We start from the raw sequence: 20,176 nt of genomic DNA, 5'->3' as shown, positions 1-20,176 counted from the left end.
CCGCCCGCTCACTTGGTCTTCGGCGCCAGCACCCGTGAGACCACGGTCGCCAGCAGGTTGAACAGCGTGATGATGATGACGAGGGTGATCGCGGCACCCCAGATGCGGTCGAAGCCCGCGGCCGTCGAGTTGCTGCGCTCGGTCGTCATCAGCAGCGGCAGCGACGCCATCGGCCCGTCGAACAGGTTGTAGTTGATGTACGGCGCGTAGGCGGCGAGCACCAGCACCGGAGCCGTCTCGCCCATGACCCTGGCGAGCGCCAGCATGATGCCGGTGAGGATGCCGGACAGCGCCGTCGGGATGACGATCTTCACGATCGTCTTCCACTTGGGGATGCCGAGCGCGTAGGACGCCTCGCGGAGCTCGTCCGGGACGATCTTGAGCATCTCCTCGGTGGTGCGCACGATCACCGGGACCATGAGCAGCACCAGGGCCAGCGCCACCGCGAAACCGCTGCGGCCGAACCCGAACGTCGTGATCCACAGCGAGTACACGAACAGCGCGGCCACGATCGACGGGACACCGGTGAGGATGTCGACCATGAAGGTCGTGGCCTTGGCCAGCCGGGACCGGCCGCCGTACTCCACGAGGTACACGCCGACCATCAGGCCGATCGGCACGGAGATCACCGCGCACACCAGGCCCTGCACCAGGGTGCCGTAGATGGCGTGGTAGACGCCGCCGCCCTGCTGACGCGACAGCAGGCCGTTGAGGGACTTCTGCCACCAGTCGGCGTTCACCACGATCGGCAGACCGCGCTGCACGACGATGAAGAGGACCCAGACCAGCGGCACGATCGCCACGAGGAACGCGCCCCACACGGCAGCCGTGGCGAGACCGTTCTTGAACTTCCTGGCCCCGCTGACGCTCTGGAACGTCGGCGGGGTCGCCAGCCTGGTCAGGTCGGCGGTGTCGGTGGTCATTCGTACTCCTTGTGACCGGCGACGATCGCCCTGGCGGCCGCGTTGACGAGGAACGTCAGCAGGAAGAGGACCAGACCGGCCGCGATGTAGGCGCCGGCGGACCTGGGGTCGTTGAACTCGGGCGCGGCCAGGGCGATCTTGGAGGCGAACGTGGCGCCGCCGTCGAAGAGGCTCCAGCCGAACGTCTTGGCCGTGGCGCTGAGGATGATCGTCAGAGCGATCGTCTCACCGAGCGCGCGGCCGAGACCCAGCATCGAGGCGCTGACGTAGCCGGCCTTGCCGAACGGCCAGACCGTCGTGCGCACGACCTCCCACTTGGTCGCGCCGAGCGCGATGGCGCCCTCGACGTGGGTGACCGGCGTGCGGTCGAAGACCTCGCGGCTGACCGCGGTGATGATCGGCAGGATCATCACGGCCAGGACGATGCTCGCGGTGAAGATCGTGCCGGACAGGGCGATGCTGACGTTGCCCTGCGCGAAGATCGGGATGAACCCGAGGGCGCTGGTGAGCGACTCCGCGATCGGCGTGAGCTGCGGGCCGAGGACCAGCAGGCCCCACAGGCCGAAGATGATCGACGGCACGGCGGCGAGCAGGTCGATGACGTAGGCGAACGGCCTGGCGAGCCTGCGCGGCGCGTACTGGGTCAGGAACAGCGCGATGCCCAGCGCGATCGGCATCGCGATGAGCAGGGCCACGGCGGACGACACCACCGTGACCAGGAGCAGGTCGAGGATGCCGAACCGCATGTTGCCCACGTCGCCGGTGGACCACTCGCGGCTGGTGAGGAAGTTGGCGTTGTTCAGGCCGAGCGACGGGACCGCCCGCAGCAGCAGGAACAGTCCGATCGCGCCGATCAGAACGACGATGAAGATGCCGGAGCCCGTGGCGAGGCCGCGGAAGATGCGATCTCCCGGCCTGACGTGCGGGGCCTTCGCTGCTGCGGCTTCCTGGGTCGGGGGAATCGGAGCCTCCGAGGCGGATGGAGCAGCCGAAGCACCCCGCTCGACACCGGTGTCACCGGTGTCGGCGGGGTGCTCGGCCACGACTGGGTCTTTCACCGTGTGTCGTCGTCGTCCGAAGTCTGCCGGTCGTCTCAGGCGATGGCCTTGACGGCGGTCAGCAGCTTCTCCTGGAAGGCCTTCGGCAGCGGCGCGTAGCCGGCGTCGGTGAGCCCGGCCTGGCCGTCGGTCGCGGCCACGGTCAGGAACGCCTTGACGGCCTGCGCGGTCTCGGCGTCGTAGCCCTTGGAGCAGACGATCTCGTAGGTGGCGAGCACCAGCGGGTAGACACCGGCCTCGGTGCTGCCGTAGATCGAGTCGAGGTCGAGGACCAGGTCGTTGCCCTCGCCCTTGATCTTCGCGCCGTCGATGGCCTTGCCCACGGTCTCGGGGGTCAGCTCGACCGCGCCGGAGCCGTTGTCGATCTTCGCCACGGACAGGTTGTTGTCCTGCGCGAAGGACCACTCGACGTAGGTCACGGCACCGTCGACGCCGGCCACGGCCTGCGCGACACCGGCGGACTTCTCCTTGCCCTCGCCGACGCCGCCCTTGAACGCCTTGCCGGCCTCCTGGGTCCACGCGCCGTTCGAGGCGGCGGTCAGGTACTTCTGGAAGTTGTCCGTGGTGCCGGACTCGTCGGAGCGGTAGACGACGGTGATGTCCTTGTCCGGCAGGGACGCGGACGGGTTCGCGGCCTTGACGGCCTCGTCGTTCCACTTCTTGACGCCACCGTTGAAGATCTTGGCGGCCAGCTCACCGGTCAGGGTGAGGTCGGTGACGCCCTCCAGCTTGTAGCTGATGGCGACGGGGCCGAACACCAGCGGCAGGTTCCACGCCGGGTTGCCCTCGCAGCGCTCGGCGGCGGCGGCGACCTCGCCCTTCTCCGCGCTCAGCGGGGAGTCGGAGCCACCGAAGTCGACCTGACCACCGGTGAAGTTCTTGACGCCAGAGCCGGAGCCGGACGGGTTGTAGGCGACGTTCTGGCCCGCGCAGCGCTGCTGGTAGACCTGCACGAACGTGTCGATCGCGGTCTTCTGCGCGGAGGAGCCCTCGGCGTTCAGGTTCTGCTTGCCGCCGCACGTGACGTCCACCGACGAGGTCGCACCGGCCGAGGCACCACCCTGAGCCGAGTTCTGATCACTGCCGCACGCCGAGAGCAGGAGCGCGCCGGCCGCGACGAGGCCGAACACGGCGCTGTGCCGCTGGATCTTCACCTTAGGATCCTCCACTGACGGAAGCTTTCGCGGTTTCGCGACGGACGTCGCCGCTTCACCGAAAAGCTAGAAGTTCCGGGTGGACGTTCGCCATTCGAAAGGTGAACGGGAGGTGAACAGGACACGGAAGGTGACTGGCACTGCTCCGGTCGGTATGAGTCTGTGACCTGGACGTTCGCAATCAGTGACCCCACCCTCACTACGCGGAGTACTGGGCGTCCGAATCCCATCGGGTGAAACCCAGCCGCTCGTACAGGGCGACGGCCGCGGTGTTGTCCGCCTCGACGTACAGCATGACCGACGACAGGCCGCGCGCCGCCAGGTGGCGCAGTCCGGCGAGGGTCAGCGCCCTGCCCAGCCCACCGCCCTGCGCGGCCGGATCGACCCCCACGACGTAGACCTCGCCGATCGCGTCGGCGCCGGAACCGTGGACCTTGGTCCAGTGGAAGCCGAGCAGCGCGCCGGTGCCGGACGCCACGGCGAGCAGGAAGCCGTCCGCGTCGAACCAGTCCTCCGCCTCCTTGCCCCGGACGTCCTCGACGCTCATCGCCCCCTGCTCGGGGTGCCAGTCGAACGCGCGGTGGTTGACCTCGACCACGGCGGCCTCGTCCTGGCCGACCACGAACGGGCGCAGCCGCACGCCGTCGCGCAGGACGGGTTCCGGCAGGTCGGAGAGGTCGTCCAGGCGCATCCGCAGCAGTTCGCGGACCTTGCGCAGGCCCAGCGACGACGCCAGCGCCGCGGACTCGGCACGACCGCCGTGGGCCCAGACGCGCAGGTCGGCCGGACCGTCGGACGCGGTCTGCTCCAGCAGGGCGCGCAGCAGCGCGGTGCCCGCGCCGCGGCGGCGCGCGGACGGCGCGACCGCCAGCTCCGCCACCCGGTGCCCGTCGGCGTCGCCCACGAGGTCGAGGTGCGCGTACCCGACGAGGACGTCGTCGACGCGGGCCAGGAGGTGGGCGCTGCCGGACGCCCCCGAACGCAGCCGGAGCCGGACGTGCTCGCCGACGGGGGCCACCCCGTCGGCTCGCTCGACGTCGTCCAGCAGCGCGGAGACCTCCGCGCGCTCCTCGGAGGTCAGCGCGTCGCGCCGGTCCAGTGCGATCAGACTCGGTTCAGCCACGGCCACGACGCTACTCGCGCGGAGGTCAGCGGTTCTGGAGGAACAGCTCCACGTCGTCGGCCGTGGGCGTCGAGTCGGTGCCGGTGGTGTCCACGCGGCGGACGCCGCCCGGACGCGGCGGCCGGACGAACTTGTAGCCGACGTTGCGGACGGTGCCGATGAGCGACTCGTGCTCGGGGCCGAGCTTGGCGCGGAGCCGGCGCACGTGGACGTCGACCGTGCGGGTGCCGCCGAAGAAGTCGTAGCCCCAGACCTCCTGGAGCAGCTGGGCGCGGGTGAACACCCGGCCGGCGTGCTGCGCGAGGTACTTGAGGAGCTCGAACTCCTTGTAGGTGAGGTCGAGCGGGCGGCCGCGCAGGCGTGCCGTGTAGGTCGCCTCGTCGATGACCAGCTCGCCGAGCTGGAGCGAGCCGTCGCCGCTCGACTCGGCGTTCCCGCGGCGCGAGCGGACCAGCCGCAGGCGGGCGTCGACCTCGGCGGGGCCGGAGGTCGGCAGCAGGATCTCGTCGACGCTCCAGTCCGAGTTCACCGCCACCAGGCCGCCCTCGGTGACGACGGCCACCACGGGGACGTCCACACCGCTGCTGTCGAGCAGGCGGCAGAGGCTGCGGGCGCCGGCCAGGTCGGTTCGCGCGTCGACCAGGACCACGTCGTGCGGACCGGCTTCGAGCAGCGCGGAGACCTCCGGGCGCAGCGGACGCACCTCGTGGGGCAGCAGCGCGAGCGCGGGCAGCACGGCCTCGGGATCGGGATCGGTGGTCAGCAGCAGCACGTCGATGCTCATCGCGGGTGCCCTCCAGTTCGGCCGGGTGGTGGTCACCGTCCAGCGAACTCGACCAGCCCAGCAGCGTACGGTGACCGGGCCCCGTTGCCTGCGGATGACGGAGACGATACCGGTGCTCTCCCCGAAATACCCTGGTCACGACGTCACGGTCACAGTTGTTTCCACGAGCGTCATGCTTGTTACACCCGTGTCACACGACGGCGAGCCCCTGTTCGGAGCGCGCTCGACGCCCCGTCCCGACGTGCGGGACCCGGCGTTCGCCGTCGGTCACGGGTTCGCGAACACCGCGAGAAGACCCGTCGTCGCCGGGGTGATCGGGAGGTCTTCCCGGCGCGGGGGCGTCGTGGCGCCGGACTTCCGCGGCAGCGCCCGCTCCGACCGACGCGCTCCGACGGGCGCGGACGAGGTCCACGGCCTCGCCGCGGAGGTGTGGACGGCCCCCGGACCGGGGTACCGACGGGTCGTGACGGTCGAGCGCCCCACGAACGCGCCGGTCCCGATCCGCCGCACCGCGGTCGCCGCCGTGAGCGGACCGGCCGTGCGGTGGGCGCGGGAGACGCCCGCGGTGCGCCGCGCGGCGAACGGGCATTCTGAACCGTGGCCGGAGCCCGGCGTGCGGCACGCCGGGACCGCCACGACCCCGCACCCGGTGGACCGGATCGCGACTCGGCTCGCGACGGCGTCCACCCCGGCCGCACAGGAGCAAGGACGGCGATGACCACCTCCACCCGGACCGCGAGCACCCCACGGCGCGGCGGCAGGCGCGTGCGCCGTCTCGTCGTCGCGGTGCTGATCCTCCTCGGCCTGCTCGTCGCGGCCGACTTCGGCGTCGCGGCGGCGGCCGAGTACCAGGTGGCCCAGAAGATGCGGGCGAAGCTGGAACTGGCCGAGGACCCGGCGGTGCGGATCAACGGGTTCCCGTTCATCACGCAGGCGCTGGCCGGCGACTACCGCGACATCGAGATCAGCGCGTCCGGCGTGCCGGTGCGCGACCAGCTGCGGGACCTGGAGGTGCGGGCGAACCTCTACCACACCCGCATCGGCCTGTCCGAGCTGCTCGCGGGCGACACCCGCAACGCCACGATCGACGCGGTCAGGGGCAGCGTCAAGATCAAGGCCAGCGACCTCAACCGCCTCGCCGACCAGGTCACGCCGTTCACGGACATGTCGATCGAGCCGGACACCCGCGAGGAGGTCCTCGCCGCCGCGGCGTCGGCACCGGACGCGCCCAGCACCACCGCGGCGGTCCAGCTCAGCGGCAAGACCACCATCGCGGGCCGCGCGCTGGTCGTCACCGCCTACGGCTCCGTGTCCCTGGTCGGCGGGCAGGTCGCGATCGCGGTCGACGACGTCGCGCTGGACGACGAGTCGCTGCGGGCGGCGATCCCGCAGCTCGTGCAGGCGCTGAACATCACGATCGACCCCGGCGCGCTGCCGTTCACCGTGACGCCGACCGCGGTGCGGGTGGAGAGCGGCGCGTTCACCGTGGAGGGCACGGTCACCGACATCCCGCTGGACGGGAGCACGACGAGGTGACCGGGGCGTGGGCCGTGCTGGGCGCGGTGGTGGTGACGGTCGCGACCGGGCTGCTGCTGCGGTCGCGCGAGGGCCGGATCAGCACGCGGCGGGCCGGTCCGCCCGCCGTGCCGGACCTGCCGGAGCCGGTCCGGACGCTGCTCGCGCCGGGCGCGGCCGTGACCCTGGTGCAGATCTCCACCACGTTCTGCGCGCCGTGCCGGCACACGCGGGTGCTGCTGTCGGACCTCGCCGGGCGCACCGAGGGGCTGCGGCACGCCGAGCTGGACGTGACGCGGACGCCCGAGGTCGCCGCACGGCTCGGGGTGCTGCGCACGCCCACGACGCTCGCGCTCGACCCGGCCGGTCGCGAGCTGCTGCGGGTGAGCGGCGTGCCGGAGCGGAGCGCGCTGCTCGACGCGCTGCGACCGCACCTGATCTCCCCGATCGGGTGAGGAACCGCTGTTCCACCTGGTGGACCACCCTCCCGGTGACAGGGACGAGCGGTTACCCTCGACGGCATGAGCACAGTGCTGACCAAGCGACGCGCGGTGGATCTCTGCCGCGTCCGCAGCAGCCTGTGTCGCACGGTCGACTGACGGGCGGCGCCGAGCGGGACCGCACCCCCTTGACGGGGTGCGCGACCCCTGCGACAACAACCGCCTGACGGAGTTCGAACCCGTCCCTGTCAGGAGGTCTCGTGCTCAAGGACGTCCCGGTCGATCCGCGCGGTCCCCGCTTCTCCGCCTGGATGACCACGCTGATCCTCGTCGTCGTGCTGCTCACCGGCTGGTGGCGGTTGCTCGCCGCGCAGACGGTGCTGTTCGCGATGTGCGCGTTCATCAGCCTCAAGCTCAACCCGTGGGGGCACGTGTACCGCGCGGTGCTCCAGCCCAGGCTGGCGCCGGTCTCCGAGCGCGAGGAGGCCGCTCCCCTGCGGTTCGCGCAGGGCGTCGGCTTCGTGTTCGCCCTGGTCGGCACCATCGGCTACGCCGCAGGACTTCCCGCCGTCGGTGTCGCCGCCACCTCGTTCGCCCTGGTCGCCGCGCTGCTGAACGCGGCGTTCGGCCTGTGCCTCGGTTGCGAGGCCTACCTGCTGATCCGACGCGCCGCGCCGGCCGCCTCCCGGTAGACACGTCCACCCCCACCCGCCGCAGTAGAGAACAGAAATGGGAGCCACTTCGATGAGCCGTGAGAACGTCCTGGTCTCGGCCGCGTGGTCCGAGGAGAACCTCCAGACGCCCGGTGTGGTGTTCGTCGAGGTCGACGAGGACACCAGCGCCTACGACGGGGGGCACATCCCCGGTGCCGTCCGGATCGACTGGAAGAACGAGCTCCAGGACCCGGTCCGCCGCGACTTCGTCGACCGCTCGGGCTTCGAGGCGCTGCTCTCGGAGAAGGGCATCTCCAACGACGACACCGTGGTCCTCTACGGCGGCAACAACAACTGGTTCGCGGCCTACGCGTACTGGTACTTCAAGCTGTACGGCCACGACGCGGTGAAGCTGCTCGACGGCGGCCGCAAGAAGTGGGAGCTCGACGGCCGCCCGCTGGACGCCGAGCAGGTGACCCGCCCGGCGACGGAGTTCAAGGCGCAGGAGCAGGACCTGTCGATCCGCGCGTTCCGCGACGAGGTCGTCGACGCCATCGGCGCGAAGAACCTGGTCGACGTGCGCTCGCCCGACGAGTTCTCCGGCAAGCTCCTCGCCCCGGCCCACCTCCCGCAGGAGGCGGCGCAGCGCGGCGGCCACATCCCGTCGGCGATCAACGTGCCGTGGAGCAAGGCGGCCAACGAGGACGGCACCTTCAAGTCCGACGAGGAGCTGGCGCGCATCTACGCCGACGCCGGGCTCGACGGTGCGAGGAGCACCATCGCCTACTGCCGCATCGGCGAGCGCTCCTCCCACACGTGGTTCGCGCTGCACGAGCTGCTCGGCCACTCCGACGTGAAGAACTACGACGGCTCCTGGACCGAGTACGGCTCCCTCGTGGGCGTGCCGGTCGAGACCGGCACCGGCAAGGAGAGCTGACATGAGTGGTGGATGTGCCGCACCCGAGCAGGGTGCCCCGCTGACCGACGCGGGTGACCAGGTGGTCGTGCAGGGCACGGTGTCGGCGCAGGGCACGCCGGTCGGCGGGGCCTTCGTGCGGCTGCTCGACGGCAGCGGCGAGTTCACCGCCGAGGTCGTGTCCTCGCCGCGGGGCGACTTCCGCTTCTTCGCCGCGCCCGGCTCGTGGACGGTCCGGGCGCTGCACCGGTCCGGCAGCGGCCAGGCCGAGGTGAGCGCGTCCGGTCCCGGCGTGCACACCGTCGAGGTCGCGGTGAGCGCCTGACCGCGCACGGTCGTGGCGAACGCCCCCGCGTGGCCTCGGCCACCGGGGGCGTTGCGGTTCCGCCTCGGGAGATATCCTCGGTGGGTGGAACTCTTCTTCACGGGCCTGCTGGTCGCGGTGTCGTTGCTCGTCGTCTGGTTCTCGGTCTACGTCGTGTACCGGCTGTTCTCCGACCAGCGCTGATCGGCTGATCCCATGACCAACACCTCCCCGCAGCCCGAGCCGGGCAGCGGTGACGCCGCCGTGCGCGTCGCCGCCGAACGCGCCGAGGGCACCCGCGCGCTCAACCTGCCCCAGTTCGAGGACATGCCGATCCCGGCCGACACCGCGAACCTGCGGCTCGGCCCCAACCTGCACGACGCGTGTCTCGCGCTGCTGCCGCTGGTGGGCGTGTGGCGGGGCGAGGGCGAGGTCGTCTACTCCACGATCGACGGGCCGCACCGGTTCGGCCAGCAGATCACCTTCGCCCACGACGGCCGCCCGTTCCTGTTCTACGAGGCGCGGTCGTGGCTGCTCGACGAGGCCGGGAAGGTGATCCGGCCCGCCGCGCGGGAGTCCGGCTTCTGGCGTCCGCAGGCCGACGACACCATCGAGGTCCTGCTCGCGCACAACACCGGCGTGATGGAGCTGTACTACGGCACGCCGCGCAACCAGACGTCTTGGGAGTTCGCCACGGACGCGGTCGCGCGCACGTCCACCGCCAAGGAGGTGACCGGCTCGCAGCGCCTCTACGGCATCGTCAACAACGGCGACCTCGCCTACGTGGAGGAGCGCGCGATGGTCGGTCAGCCCATGCAGCCGCACACCTCGGCGCACCTGAAGCGCGTCGTCGGCTGACCGTTCGCGGGCGGGCCGTCCGCACCGCTGACGGGTGGATTGTTCAACAATCCTTGCCTAGGCTGGTGTCATGCGGTTGCTCCGGTGCGGTGCCGACGCTGTGCTGATCGAGGTCGACCGGCCCGGCGAGGTGGACGCGCTGCGCGCCGCCGTCGTGGCCGCCGACCTGCCGGGACTGCTGGAGGTCGTGCCTGCGGCGCGCACGGTGCTCGTGTCGGCGGAGCCGGGTTCGGGCGCCCTCGCCGCCCTGCGCGCCGTCCTCGACTCCGTCGACCCGACCCGCCCGCCGGAGTCGCGGCCGCGCGAGGTCGTCGTCCCCGTCCGCTACGACGGGCCCGACCTGGACCTCGTCGCCCGCACGGCGGGGCTCGGCACCGACGAGGTCGTGGCCCTGCACTCCCGCGCCGAGTACGCCGTGGCGTTCTGCGGCTTCGCCCCCGGCTTCGGCTACCTCACCGGCCTGCCCGAGGTGCTGCACCAGGCCCGCCTGGAGTCGCCGCGCACGAGCGTGCCCACGGGCTCGCTGGCCATCGCCGGCGAGTACAGCGCCGTCTACCCGCGCTCCACCCCCGGCGGCTGGCGGCTCATCGGCAGCACCGACCTCGTCCTGTTCGACCCGCGCCGCGACCGGCCAGCGCTGCTCGCCCCCGGTGACCGCGTGCGCTTCGAGGTGACCCGGTGAGGGCGCTGACCGTGCTGCGCACCGGCCCGCAGGCCCTCGTGGAGGACCTCGGCCGACCGGGCAACGCGCACCTGGGCGTGCCGCCGTCCGGCGCGCTCGACGCCCCCGCGCTGCGGCTGGCGAACCGGCTGGTGGGCAACGCCGAGTCGGCGGCGGGCGTGGAGGCGCTGCTCGGCGGGCTGGCCGTGCGGGCGGAGGCGTCGTGCACGGTCGCCGTGACTGGACCGGCCGTCGACGTCCTGCGGAGCGGGCGGTACGTCGGCTCGCACGTGCCCGTGCACCTCGGCGCGGGCGACGTGCTGGAGATCGGCGTGCCCGCACGCGGCCTGCGCTGCTACCTCGCCTGCTCGGGCGGGGTGGCCGTGGAGCCGGAGCTGGGCAGCCGGTCCGCCGACCTGCTCTCCGGGATCGGTCCCGCGCCGCTGCGCGCGGGCGACGTGCTGCCGCTGGGCGAGCGCGCCGGGCTGCCGGTGGGTGTGGACGTGCTGGTCGCGCCGGGCGTGCCGGACGAACTGGTGGTGCCGGTGCTGCTCGGCCCGCGCGACGACTGGTTCGACGACGCCGCGGGACAGCTCGCGGCGGGCGCGTGGACGGTGTCCGACCGCAGCAACCGGGTGGGGATGCGACTGACCGGCAGCCCCCTGGAGCGCACGCCGACCCGCCGCGGGGCCGAACTGCCCAGCGAGGGCCTGGTCACGGGCGCCGTGCAGGTCCCGGCGAGCGGCGAGCCGGTGATCTTCCTGGCCGACCACCCTACGACCGGCGGCTACCCCGTGATCGGCGTCGTGCCCCCCGCCGCCCTGCCGTCCCTGGGCCAGGCCCGCCCCGGCACCCCGGTCCGCCTGACCCCCGCTGACGCGAGTTGAGCGTTCAGACACCGTGAGTTGAGCGTTCGGGCACCGCGAGTTGAGCGTTCGGGGAGCTGGCGTTCCGGTCGTCCGTCACGAACGCTCAACTCGGAGTGCCTGAGCGCTCAACTCGCGGTGTGGGCGGGGGTGAGTCTCGGGTACTCGGACTCGTAGAGGGTCGTCAGCTCTGCCAGGAGGGGGGTGGCGTCCCGCAGGGGGGTGGCGTCCAGGGTGTGGACCCTGGTGATCTTGCGGACGCTGGAGGCCAGGAAGACGCCGTCGGACTCGTGCAGGTCCTGCACGGTCAGGGGGGCCACCTCGGTGGTCCAGCCCTCGCGCTCCGCGGCGCGGAACAGGGCGTGCTGGGTGGTGCCCGGCAGGATGCCCAGCGTCGCGGGCGGCGTGACGAGCGTGCGACCCCTGGCGATCACCGCGGTCGACGTGGGGCCCTCCAGGACACCGCCGGTCGAGGTGGTGAACACGACCTCGGCGGCACCGCGGCGCTCGGCCTCGCGCAGCGCCGCCATGTTCACGGCGTAGGACAGCGACTTGGCGCCCAGCAGCAGCCACGGCGCGCGCTCGGCGAGCCCCTCGTCGACGCCGCGCTCCAGGGTGATCGCGGAGATGCCCTCGGCGCGCTGGCGCAGCACCTTCGGTGCGATGTCCGCGCCCAGCGCGAAGCCGGTGGGGGTGCCGTCGCCACCCTCGACGCCCCTGGTCAGGACGAGCTTGAGCGCCATCTCGCTGCCGCCGGTCCACCCGTCCAGGACGACCTGCGCGCACCGCTCGAACGCCGCCCGGTCGGGGGCGGGCAGGTCGAGCATCGCCGCGGACCGGGCCAGCCGGTCGAGGTGCGGCCCCAGCTCGCGGGGCACGCCGTCGACGACGAGGATCGTCTCGAAGACGCCGTCGCCGCGCAGGAGCCCCAGATCGTCGACGCGCAGCAGCGGGGCGTCCGGATCGGCCGTCGAACCGTCGAGAAGAGCCAGCACTCGCATGGTGGGAGCCTACTCACGGCCTACTATCGACGAGGTGGAGACCGCGACCAGTCGGAAGGCCCTGCGCAAGACGCTGCACGACCGGGGGATGCGGATGACACCGCAGCGCCAGCTCGTGCTGGACGCGGTGCGCGAGCTGGAGCACGCGACCCCCGAGCAGATCTGCCAGCGGGTGCAGCTCACCGCCCCGACCGTCAACATCACGACCGTCTACCGGACCCTCGACCTGCTCGACCGGCTCGGCCTGGTCCGGCACACCCACCTGGGGCACGGCGCCCCCAGCTACTCCGCGCACGAGCACGAGCACGTGCACCTGGTGTGCCACCGCTGCGGGTCGGTGACGGAGATGCCGTGCGAACTCATGTCGGACCTGACCGGAACACTCCGGGCCCGCTACGGGTTCGCACTGGATGCAAGCCACCTCGCTCTGTCCGGCGCGTGCCGGGACTGCCTCACCCAGGAGAACGCGTGATCTCACCGCTGCTGACCGCACCGGGTGCCGTCGCACCCCCCGACGACTCGCCGGACGCCGGCGTGCCCTGGCACCACGGCGACCCGTTCTCGGAGCAGCGCTCGGCCGCGCGGTCGGTCGCGGTGTTCGACCGCAGCAACCGCGCGGTGATCGCGATCCCCGGCGAGGACCGGCTGTCCTGGCTGCACTCGCTGACCAGCCAGCACTTCACCGCGCTCGGCGAGGGCGCGGGCACGGAGGCGCTGGTCCTGGACGCGCAGGGCCGGGTGGAGCACCACGTGGCCGTGGCGAACCTCGACGGCGCGGTGTACCTGGACACCGAGGCCGCGACGGCGCCCGCGCTGCTGGACTACCTGGTGAAGATGCGGTTCTGGTCGAAGGTCGAGCCGCGCGACGCCACGGCGGAGTTCGCGGTGCTGACGGTCGTCGGCCCGGAGACGACGGCGCTGCTGGGCAGGCTGGACCTGCCGGTGCCCGCCGCGCGCGGTGACGTGGTGGCGCTGCGCGACGGGTTCGCCCGCCGCGTGTCGTGGCCCGGTTCCGACGCCGTGGACCTGGTGATCGCGCGGGAGAAGCTGTCCGCGTGGTGGAGCGCGCTGACCGGCGCCGGCGCCCGCGCTGCCGGGTCCTACGCGTTCGAGGCGCTGCGGGTCGAGTCGCTGCACGCGAGGCTGGGCCTGGACACCGACGAGCGGACCATCCCGCACGAGGTGAACTGGATCGCGGAGGCCGTGCACCTGAACAAGGGCTGCTACCGGGGGCAGGAGACCGTGTCCAAGGTGCACAACGTGGGACGCCCGCCCCGCCGGATGCTGCTGCTGCACCTGGACGGCACGCCGGAGGTCCAGCCGCAGACCGGCGACCCGGTGCTGCTGGGCGAGCGGGTCGTGGGCCGGGTGGGCACCGTGGCCATGCACCACGAACTGGGCACGATCGCGCTGGCGCTGGTCAAGCGGTCGGTGCCGCTGGAAGCCGAGCTGCTGACGGGGGCGCCGGACCGGCTCGTGCAGGCGTCGATCGACCCGGACTCGGTGCCGCCGGACACTCCCGCGCCGGGTCGCATCGCCGCGCAGAAACTCGGCCGGTAGGCGGCGAACCTCGCCCTCCGGGGGGATCTCGGGGGGTGGTGGTGTGTGCCACTATCACGGCATGTCCCGTCCCGGAGCCCACGGCACGCTGCTCACCGTCGCCCCCACCGGGGCCGAGCACGCCAAGGCCGACGTCCCGAACCTCCCGGTGACCCTGGAGGAGCTGGTCGCGACCGCGCGGAGCTGCGAGCAGGTCGGCGCGGCGATGATCCACGTGCACGTCCGCGACGCCGACGCGCGGCCGACGCTGGACCTGGTCCGGCTGAAGGAGACCGTGGCGGCGCTGCGGGCGGAGACGAACCTGATCGTGCAGCTCTCCACGGGCGGCGCGGTGACCGACTCCGAGGCCGATCGGCTGCGCGTGCTGGACGCCGTGCCCGACTCGGCGTCCTGCACGATGGGCACCGTCAACTTCGGCGAGGACGTGTTCCTCAACCGGTGGGACTTCGTCGTCGCGCTGCACCGGGGGATGCAGGAGCGCGGGATCGTCCCCGAGTACGAGATCTTCGACCTCGGTCACCTCGCGTCGCTGCGCAGGCTGCTGGACGCCCACGGCCTGCCCGCGGGCGGCAAGGTGCACGTCGACCTGGTCATGGGCGTGCCCGGCGGCATGCCGGGGGACACCGAGACGCTGGTCGCGGCGCTGCGGCTGCTGCCGGAGGGCGCGTCGTTCTCGGCCACCGGCATCGGGCGCACGACGCTGCCGGTGATGCTCGCCTCGCTGTCGGCCTCCGGTCACCTGCGGGTCGGCATGGAGGACACGACCAGCTACGCCAGGGGCGTTCCGGTCCGGGACAACGCACAGCTCGTGGCACGCGCCGCGGGGCTGGCCAAGATCGCCCAGCGCCCTCCCCTGCCGGTGGCGGAGGCGCGTCGGCTGCTCGGCGTGAGCAGCTGAGACCGAGTGTGGAAGCAGGTTTGTGTTGGCGGCTGACGAGTCCCTGCCCCAGGATGACCACGTGATGGAGGTGCGCCCCGGCGGGCGTCGCCGGATCGACCGGGTGCTGGCTCCCGACTACGCGGACGGTGTCGAGCAGCGCTCGCTGTCGGACGTGCGCGGCCTGCGGGACGAGGCCGCCCAGGAGGAGACCGACCTGTCCTACCTGCGGCGCCTGCTGCACGCGCGGATCGACATCGTGCGCGCCGAGCAGCAGCGGCGCAGCGTCGGCGGGTCCGACTCGGTAATGGACCACCTGGCCACGATCCTCTCGGCGAACGCTGTGGGTCCGGCCACGGGCCGCGGCCGCTACCAGACGCAGGAGCCGTCGCGGGCCGAGGCGCACCGCCGCAAGGTGGAGGCGCTGGTCTCCGACGTCGACCTGTCCGACGTGTCGGCGCTGGCCGACGACGAGCTGGGCGAGGCGCTGGGGACGTTCATCGCCGAGGAGGCCTCGGTGTCCCAACGGCGGCGGGAGGTGCAGGCGGTCGTGGACCGGCTGAACTCCGAGATCGCGAGCCGGTACCAGCACGGCAGCGCGTCGGTGGACGAGCTGCTGGCCGCCGAGCGCGGCTGGCCGACGAACCCGAACCGGGCCGCGATGGAGGCGGAGAAGAACCGCGAGCGACCCCAGTCCATCTGATGAGAAGTTTTTCCCAACAGGTGGGTAACGCACCTACGGTGCGGTCATGGGAGACCGATACCGCTGGGTGGTGCTGGGCGTCGGCGCGGTGGCGCAGGGCGCGAACGCGGCCGTCTTCCTCGGGCTTCCGGCGATCGCGCCGCAGCTCCGCGCGCACTACGGGCTGAGCGTCCCGCAGGTCGGGCTGCTGCTCGGCGCGGTCAACCTCGGCACGATGCTGACGCTGATCGTCTGGGGAGTGGCGGCCGACCGGCGCGGGGAGCGGCTGGTCATGACCGTCGGCGGCGCGGGCGCCGCGGTGTGCCTCGCGCTGGCCGCGAGCGGTGGCGCGGTCGTGGCCGGGCTCGCGCTGCTGGGCGTCGGCCTGTTCGGGGCGAGCGTGAACGCCGCCAGCGGACGGGCCGTGATGACGTGGTTCCCGTCCGGCCGGCGCGGCCTCGCGATGGGCGTCCGGCAGACGGCGACGCCGCTGGGCGCCGCGCTCACCGCCGCGGTCCTGCCGGTGGTCGCGCTGCACGCGGGCGTTCCGGCCGCCTTCCTCGCGCTGGCCGGGTTCACCGGCGTCGTGGCCGTCGCGGTCGCCCTGCTGGTGCGGGAGCCGCCCGGCGCCACCAGGAGCACCGCGCGGGGGCACGGGATCGTCCTGGGCGACCGGCGGCTGCTCCGGCTCAGCGCGGCGAGCGGACTGCTCGTCGTCCCCCAGTTCACGGCGGCGGCGCTGCTGGTGGAGCTGCTGCACTCGCACCGCGGCCTGGCGCTCGGCGTCGCGGCGGCGCTGTTCGCCGGGGCCCAGGTGCTCGGCGGAGCCGGTCGCCTGGCCGCCGGCGTGTGGTCGGACGCGGTGGGCAGCAGGCTCCGGCCGCTGCGGGTCGTGGCGGTCGCGATCACGGTCGGGTTCGTGCTGTCGGCCGTGCTCGACGCGGCCCCCGTCGCGGTGCTGTGCGCGGTGCTGGTCCCCGCGGCGGCGCTCGCGCTGTGCTGGAACGGCCTGGCGGTGACGGCGGCCGGCGAGCTGGCTCCCGAGGGGCGCGGCGGGACGGCGCTGGGGATGCAGAACACCGCCAACTACCTCAGCGCCTCGGTGACCCCGGCGCTCGCGGGGTGGGTGGCCGTGACGGTCGCCTGGCCCGCGGCGCTGCTGCTGGCCGCCGTCGCGACCCTGGCGGCGCTGGTGCTGCTGCGCGGCCTGGAGGAGGGCGGGGAACGTCAGCCGTGGCGCTCGCGACGCGCCAGTTCGCCCCAGAACTCCCGCAGCGTCTCGTAGCGCAGCGCGACCTCCTCGGCGTCCCCGACCTCCAGGGCGTCGACGATCGCGTTGACGTCCTGCGCCGAGGTGTCCTCCAGCAGGTCCTCGTCCTCGAGGAGCTGCACGAGGCCGCCGTAGTCCAGCTCCACCGCCGAGTGCGGGTGGAAGTGCTCCAGCCACCGCCCGGTGTCGGTGAGCACCTTCGCCGGCCCCTCGTCGCCGATGGCCTTCCTCACCACGGCGCGCGCCCGCGCGACCCTGCGCCGGGCGTCGGCCATCGCGACCCGCCAGGACAGCTGGCGCTCGGGGTCGTCGCGCGGGGCCAGCACGATCCGGCGCGCGGACGGGTCGACGAGGGTGAACCACGGCAGCGGCACGGTCCAGGTCGTGGAGACGACGTGGACGGCTCCGCCGGACAGCTCGGCCATCACGGAGGTGGCCCTGGCGCGCACGGCGTCCGGCTCGATCCGCAGGGCGCTGGCGCGCAGCGGGGGCGTGGAGGTGGCCAGGAAGCCGACGAGGGCGGCGGCCGAGCGGGGTCGCAGGTCCAGCGGGCAGACGAGGGGACCGGGGCCCACGCTCGCGCCCTCGTGGGTGGGGACCTCGGCCGGGCTGATCGTCAGGACGTCGAACGGCGCGTCGGGGGCGGGCCCGCCGTCGGAGCGCTCACCGGGCAGCAGCCTCGGCGGGGTCGCCAGCTGGGACCGCAGCCACAGTTCGCGCTCGCGTTCGCCCACGGCTGAACGGGCGAGGGGTCCACCCCCGTCCAGGCTCCTGCGGACCCGATCCGCCAACGCTGCGTCGAGCGTCGACAACGGTTCGTACACCCTGAGGTAGGCGACGAACGGTCTGGGCACCCCGTCATGGTGCCACGCGGGGCTCCGGAGGCCCCTCAGCGGTGCGCGTCACAACCTTGGGACCCCACCGCGTCGCGAGGAACCCCATCGACACGGTACGGTAGTTACCAGGAACTAGTTGTCGAGACGAGTGGGGCCGCCGTTCCCCCGGCCGCCCCCGTCCCTGTGCGAGGGGGTCGAGCCATGGGGCGCGGCCGAGCGAAGGCCAAGCAGACGAAGGTGGCCAGGGAGTTGAAGTACAGCTCCCACAACACCGACTTTGACGCCTTGCAACGCGAGCTGTCCAGCGGCGAGTCCGCTACCGGACGTCGTAGCGAAGAACGCTACGACGATCCGTCCGACGACGGATACGACGACTACCGTCGCTGAATCGGCCTGAGGCCCCGTCAGGTTCGGGCTGCCGGTGATCCCGGCAGCCCGAACCGCGAGGTCTCAGGGCTTTCAGAACGCCCTGGCGTACTGCGCCGGCGGGCGAACCTCCGCTCCCAGTTCCGCTGCCGCGCGCAGCGGCCAGTGGGGATCGCGGAGCAGTTCGCGCGCCAGCAGGACCAGGTCGGCGGAACCGTCCGCGAGGATCTTCTCCGCCTGCCGGGGGTCGGTGATCATGCCGACCGCCCCGGTGGGCACCTCCGCCTTGCTGCGAACCGTCTCAGCGAGCGGCACCTGGTAGCCGGGCCCGACGGGAATCGGGGCCTGCGCCGTGTTGCCGCCCGAGGAGACGTCGACCAGGTCGGCGCCCACGTCCGCGAGCCTGCGGGCGAGCACGACGCTGTCCTCGTCGGTCCACCCGTCGTCGACCCAGTCGGTCGCCGAGATGCGCACGAACACCGGCACCTCGTCGCCCACCTCCCGGCGCACCGCCTCGGTGACGTCGACGGTGAGCCGCATCCGGTTCTCCAGGCTGCCGCCCCAGGCGTCGGTCCGCCGGTTGCTGAGCGGCGACAGGAACTCGTGCAGCAGGTAGCCGTGCGCGGCGTGGACCTCCAGCACCTCGAACCCGGCGTCGAGCGCCCGGCGCGCGGCGGCGACGAAGTCGCGGACCACCTCGGCGATGCCGTCGGCGTCCAGCTCCTCGGGCTGCCGGTACTCGGGCACGAACGCCACCGGGCTCGGGGCGACCGGGGTCCACCCTCCCTCGGAGTCCGGCACGCCGCCCCGGCCGTCGGCGAACGGCGAGTACGTCGACGCCTTGCGGCCCGCGTGGGCGAGCTGCACACCGGGCACCGATCCCTGCGCCCTGATGAACGCCGTGATCGGCCGCCACGCGCGCACCTGCTCGTCGTTCCAGATGCCGACGTCCTGGGGCGAGATCCGTCCGCGCGCCTGCACGGCGGTCGCCTCGGCGAGCACGAGACCGGCACCACCGACGGCACGGGCACCCAGGTGGACGAGGTGCCAGTCGTTGGGCAGGCCGTCCGCTGCGGAGTACTGGCACATCGGGCTCACCACGACCCGGTTCGGCAGGGTCACCGACCGGACGGTCAACGGGCTGAACAGCAGACTCAACGTCTTCTCCCTAGTGATTCGCAGGCTTGCGAAACTTTCAAGGATTTCGCACCCGCGCGGTGTTCCCGACCGTGAGACTCGTCTCAGCCGGTGGAGGGCCCTTTGTGAACCGGATTCCATTCCGACTGGCATGGCACATTCGCAGATGCGCAAGTGTGCTGAATTGCTGCTCGATCGGGTGTAATATCACTGCATCGTCCGGGGGGACAGCACGTGGCGTCTTGGTCGAACGAACGCGCGCACGTCCCCGTCCCCGTGCGAGACCCGCCGCAGCACCCACCAGCACCCGGGACGGAAATGTCGGTCAATCCCGCAGGCCAGGACGCGTCGTGGCCGGAGAACAGCATCCTCGGCCGTTTGCGCGTCACCCAGCGCCAGGAACTGCTGAACACAGGAACGTTCGTCCGCTACCTGCCGGACAAAGAGGTCATGACGCAGGATTCGAAGGACACCCACGTTCTCCTGCTGCTGTCGGGCGCCGTGAAGATCACGGCCGGGTCGGAGGGCGGGCACAGCGCGCTGCTGGCCGTGCGGGTGGCGGGCGACCTGGTCGGCGAGATGGCCGCGCTGGACCAGAAACCCCGCTCGGCGACCGTCGTGACCTGTGGTGACGTCTCCGCGAAGCTGATCACCAGTGCCGAGCTGACCGCCTTCCTGCACCGCCGACCCGACGCCTTCATGACGTTCGCGGGAATGATCAGCGACCGGCTGCGCTGGTCGAACCAGCGGCGCCAGGACTTCGTGTCGTTCAACGCGACCGAGCGGGTCGCCAGGGTGCTCGCCGAACTGGTCCAGACGTACGGCCGCAGGGGACCGGCCGGGTGGGTTCTCGGAATCCCGCTCACGAACGTCGAACTGGCCTCGATCGCGGGCATGAAGCCGAGAACCGCGGACAAGGCGTTCGGCGAGCTGCGGCGAGCCGACGTGGTGAGAAGTCATCGTCACAGAGACTTCCTCGTTCCGGATCTGGAGAAGCTGAACGATTTTTGTCGCTCCTGATCAGGGGGACGAGCGCGCGGTTCGTCCCCCTGATGCAGTAGAGCGTCGTGACTCCCCGCCGTCACATCTCCCTGCGCTATCCCCGAAAGGGTTAATAAGAGCCGGTCTCACGTGGTTGCTTTGGTGAGTTGCTTGAAGCAGGTCAGCGCTGCGGCCAGGGTGGCGAAGGCGC

The 20,176-nt window shown here is 72.2% G+C and carries 25 protein-coding genes; 17 read left to right on the top strand and 8 right to left on the bottom strand.

The genetic code is table 11. The annotated features are described in order from the left end of the window. Positions 1-8: 8 nt before the first annotated feature. The 5 genes from pstA to IMZ35_RS29560 all read right to left on the bottom strand — a co-directional run bounded on the left by pstA (position 9) and on the right by IMZ35_RS29560 (position 5,042). Positions 9-923 carry a phosphate ABC transporter permease PstA gene (gene pstA, locus IMZ35_RS29580; RefSeq protein WP_199444513.1) on the bottom strand — a complete coding sequence of 305 codons (915 nt, stop codon included), beginning with the start codon at positions 921-923 and terminating at the stop codon, positions 9-11. Further along, positions 920-1,885: a phosphate ABC transporter permease subunit PstC gene (gene pstC / locus IMZ35_RS29575; protein WP_307869022.1), complete on the bottom strand. Its 966-nt coding sequence runs from the start codon at positions 1,883-1,885 to the stop codon at positions 920-922. The genes pstA and pstC overlap by 4 nt, the downstream gene beginning before the upstream one ends. 131 nt (positions 1,886-2,016) lie before the next feature. Continuing rightward, on the bottom strand, positions 2,017-3,135 hold the full coding sequence (gene pstS, locus IMZ35_RS29570; RefSeq protein ID WP_199444511.1) for a phosphate ABC transporter substrate-binding protein PstS: 1,119 nt from the start codon (positions 3,133-3,135) through the stop codon (positions 2,017-2,019). Between the two features lie 199 nt (positions 3,136-3,334). Then, the gene (mshD, locus tag IMZ35_RS29565) at positions 3,335-4,243 is read right to left on the bottom strand and encodes a mycothiol synthase (protein ID WP_438816919.1); all 909 of its coding nucleotides are present in this window, start codon (positions 4,241-4,243) and stop codon (positions 3,335-3,337) included. Between the two features lie 40 nt (positions 4,244-4,283). Then, complete coding sequence (locus IMZ35_RS29560) at positions 4,284-5,042, bottom strand: response regulator transcription factor (RefSeq protein WP_229373626.1); 759 nt, start codon at positions 5,040-5,042, stop codon at positions 4,284-4,286. A gap of 187 nt (positions 5,043-5,229) precedes the next feature. Between IMZ35_RS29560 and IMZ35_RS29555 the strand changes: the two genes are divergently transcribed. The 10 genes from IMZ35_RS29555 (at position 5,230) to IMZ35_RS29515 (ending at position 11,276) form a co-directional block, all read left to right on the top strand. Then, complete coding sequence (locus IMZ35_RS29555; RefSeq protein ID WP_307869014.1) at positions 5,230-5,760, top strand: hypothetical protein; 531 nt, start codon at positions 5,230-5,232, stop codon at positions 5,758-5,760. Beyond that, positions 5,757-6,578 carry an LmeA family phospholipid-binding protein gene (locus tag IMZ35_RS29550; protein WP_199444509.1) on the top strand — a complete coding sequence of 274 codons (822 nt, stop codon included), beginning with the start codon at positions 5,757-5,759 and terminating at the stop codon, positions 6,576-6,578. The genes IMZ35_RS29555 and IMZ35_RS29550 overlap by 4 nt, the downstream gene beginning before the upstream one ends. Next, positions 6,575-7,012 (top strand): TlpA family protein disulfide reductase, encoded by a 438-nt coding sequence (locus IMZ35_RS29545; protein WP_199444508.1) that lies wholly within the window; start codon positions 6,575-6,577, stop codon positions 7,010-7,012. The genes IMZ35_RS29550 and IMZ35_RS29545 overlap by 4 nt, the downstream gene beginning before the upstream one ends. Before the next feature lie 66 nt (positions 7,013-7,078). Further along, the gene (locus IMZ35_RS32190; RefSeq protein ID WP_368857034.1) at positions 7,079-7,156 is read left to right on the top strand and encodes a putative leader peptide; all 78 of its coding nucleotides are present in this window, start codon (positions 7,079-7,081) and stop codon (positions 7,154-7,156) included. Positions 7,157-7,257: 101 nt separating this feature from the next. Continuing rightward, positions 7,258-7,689, top strand: a complete 432-nt coding sequence (locus IMZ35_RS29540; RefSeq protein WP_199444507.1) for a DUF4395 domain-containing protein — start codon at positions 7,258-7,260, stop codon at positions 7,687-7,689. 52 nt (positions 7,690-7,741) lie between these two features. After that, a complete protein-coding gene (locus IMZ35_RS29535) occupies positions 7,742-8,587 on the top strand; it encodes a sulfurtransferase (RefSeq protein WP_199444506.1) in 846 nt (281 codons plus the stop codon). A gap of 1 nt (position 8,588) precedes the next feature. Further along, positions 8,589-8,891 carry a DUF1416 domain-containing protein gene (locus tag IMZ35_RS29530; RefSeq protein WP_199444505.1) on the top strand — a complete coding sequence of 101 codons (303 nt, stop codon included), beginning with the start codon at positions 8,589-8,591 and terminating at the stop codon, positions 8,889-8,891. Between the two features lie 195 nt (positions 8,892-9,086). Next, the gene (locus tag IMZ35_RS29525) at positions 9,087-9,728 is read left to right on the top strand and encodes a heme-binding beta-barrel domain-containing protein (RefSeq protein ID WP_199444504.1); all 642 of its coding nucleotides are present in this window, start codon (positions 9,087-9,089) and stop codon (positions 9,726-9,728) included. Between the two features lie 70 nt (positions 9,729-9,798). Further along, positions 9,799-10,410 carry a 5-oxoprolinase subunit PxpB gene (gene pxpB / locus IMZ35_RS29520; RefSeq protein WP_199444503.1) on the top strand — a complete coding sequence of 204 codons (612 nt, stop codon included), beginning with the start codon at positions 9,799-9,801 and terminating at the stop codon, positions 10,408-10,410. Next, complete coding sequence (locus IMZ35_RS29515; RefSeq protein ID WP_199444502.1) at positions 10,407-11,276, top strand: 5-oxoprolinase subunit C family protein; 870 nt, start codon at positions 10,407-10,409, stop codon at positions 11,274-11,276. The genes pxpB and IMZ35_RS29515 overlap by 4 nt, the downstream gene beginning before the upstream one ends. A 107-nt stretch (positions 11,277-11,383) precedes the next feature. Here the strand turns inward: IMZ35_RS29515 and IMZ35_RS29510 are convergent, their stop codons facing one another. After that, entirely contained in the window at positions 11,384-12,256 is an 873-nt protein-coding gene (locus IMZ35_RS29510; RefSeq protein ID WP_199444501.1) for an aminodeoxychorismate lyase, read from the bottom strand. Between the two features lie 88 nt (positions 12,257-12,344). Between IMZ35_RS29510 and IMZ35_RS29505 the strand changes: the two genes are divergently transcribed. From IMZ35_RS29505 to IMZ35_RS29485, 5 genes are all read left to right on the top strand, one after another. Continuing rightward, positions 12,345-12,728: a Fur family transcriptional regulator gene (locus IMZ35_RS29505; RefSeq protein ID WP_229373630.1), complete on the top strand. Its 384-nt coding sequence runs from the start codon at positions 12,345-12,347 to the stop codon at positions 12,726-12,728. Further along, on the top strand, positions 12,725-13,816 hold the full coding sequence (ygfZ, locus tag IMZ35_RS29500; RefSeq protein ID WP_199444499.1) for a CAF17-like 4Fe-4S cluster assembly/insertion protein YgfZ: 1,092 nt from the start codon (positions 12,725-12,727) through the stop codon (positions 13,814-13,816). The genes IMZ35_RS29505 and ygfZ overlap by 4 nt, the downstream gene beginning before the upstream one ends. 61 nt (positions 13,817-13,877) lie before the next feature. Then, positions 13,878-14,714: a beta-keto acid cleavage family enzyme gene (locus IMZ35_RS29495; protein ID WP_199444498.1), complete on the top strand. Its 837-nt coding sequence runs from the start codon at positions 13,878-13,880 to the stop codon at positions 14,712-14,714. Positions 14,715-14,775: 61 nt separating this feature from the next. Continuing rightward, positions 14,776-15,396, top strand: a complete 621-nt coding sequence (locus IMZ35_RS29490) for an RsiG family protein (protein ID WP_199444497.1) — start codon at positions 14,776-14,778, stop codon at positions 15,394-15,396. Positions 15,397-15,442: 46 nt separating this feature from the next. Beyond that, entirely contained in the window at positions 15,443-16,660 is a 1,218-nt protein-coding gene (locus IMZ35_RS29485; protein ID WP_229373624.1) for an MFS transporter, read from the top strand. On the opposite strand, the gene IMZ35_RS29480 is transcribed toward IMZ35_RS29485, so the two are convergent. Then, positions 16,603-17,499 (bottom strand): DUF8083 family protein, encoded by an 897-nt coding sequence (locus tag IMZ35_RS29480; protein ID WP_199444496.1) that lies wholly within the window; start codon positions 17,497-17,499, stop codon positions 16,603-16,605. The two genes, IMZ35_RS29485 and IMZ35_RS29480, sit on opposite strands and share 58 nt — an antisense overlap. 183 nt (positions 17,500-17,682) lie before the next feature. Here IMZ35_RS29480 and IMZ35_RS29475 point away from each other — a divergent pair, with 183 nt between their 5' ends. Then, entirely contained in the window at positions 17,683-17,868 is a 186-nt protein-coding gene (locus tag IMZ35_RS29475) for a DUF3073 domain-containing protein (RefSeq protein ID WP_199444495.1), read from the top strand. A 72-nt stretch (positions 17,869-17,940) separates the two neighbouring features. Here the strand turns inward: IMZ35_RS29475 and IMZ35_RS29470 are convergent, their stop codons facing one another. After that, positions 17,941-19,005: an NADH:flavin oxidoreductase/NADH oxidase gene (locus IMZ35_RS29470; protein WP_199444494.1), complete on the bottom strand. Its 1,065-nt coding sequence runs from the start codon at positions 19,003-19,005 to the stop codon at positions 17,941-17,943. A 297-nt stretch (positions 19,006-19,302) separates the two neighbouring features. Here IMZ35_RS29470 and IMZ35_RS29465 point away from each other — a divergent pair, with 297 nt between their 5' ends. Next, entirely contained in the window at positions 19,303-20,004 is a 702-nt protein-coding gene (locus IMZ35_RS29465; protein ID WP_199444493.1) for a Crp/Fnr family transcriptional regulator, read from the top strand. Positions 20,005-20,176: the final 172 nt, after the last annotated feature.

Source organism: Umezawaea beigongshangensis, assembly GCF_016464305.1.
Lineage (GTDB): Bacteria > Actinomycetota > Actinomycetes > Mycobacteriales > Pseudonocardiaceae > Umezawaea_A > Umezawaea_A beigongshangensis.
Note: the sequence above shows the minus strand (reverse complement) of the source record. Positions and strands in the feature narration are given on the sequence as shown.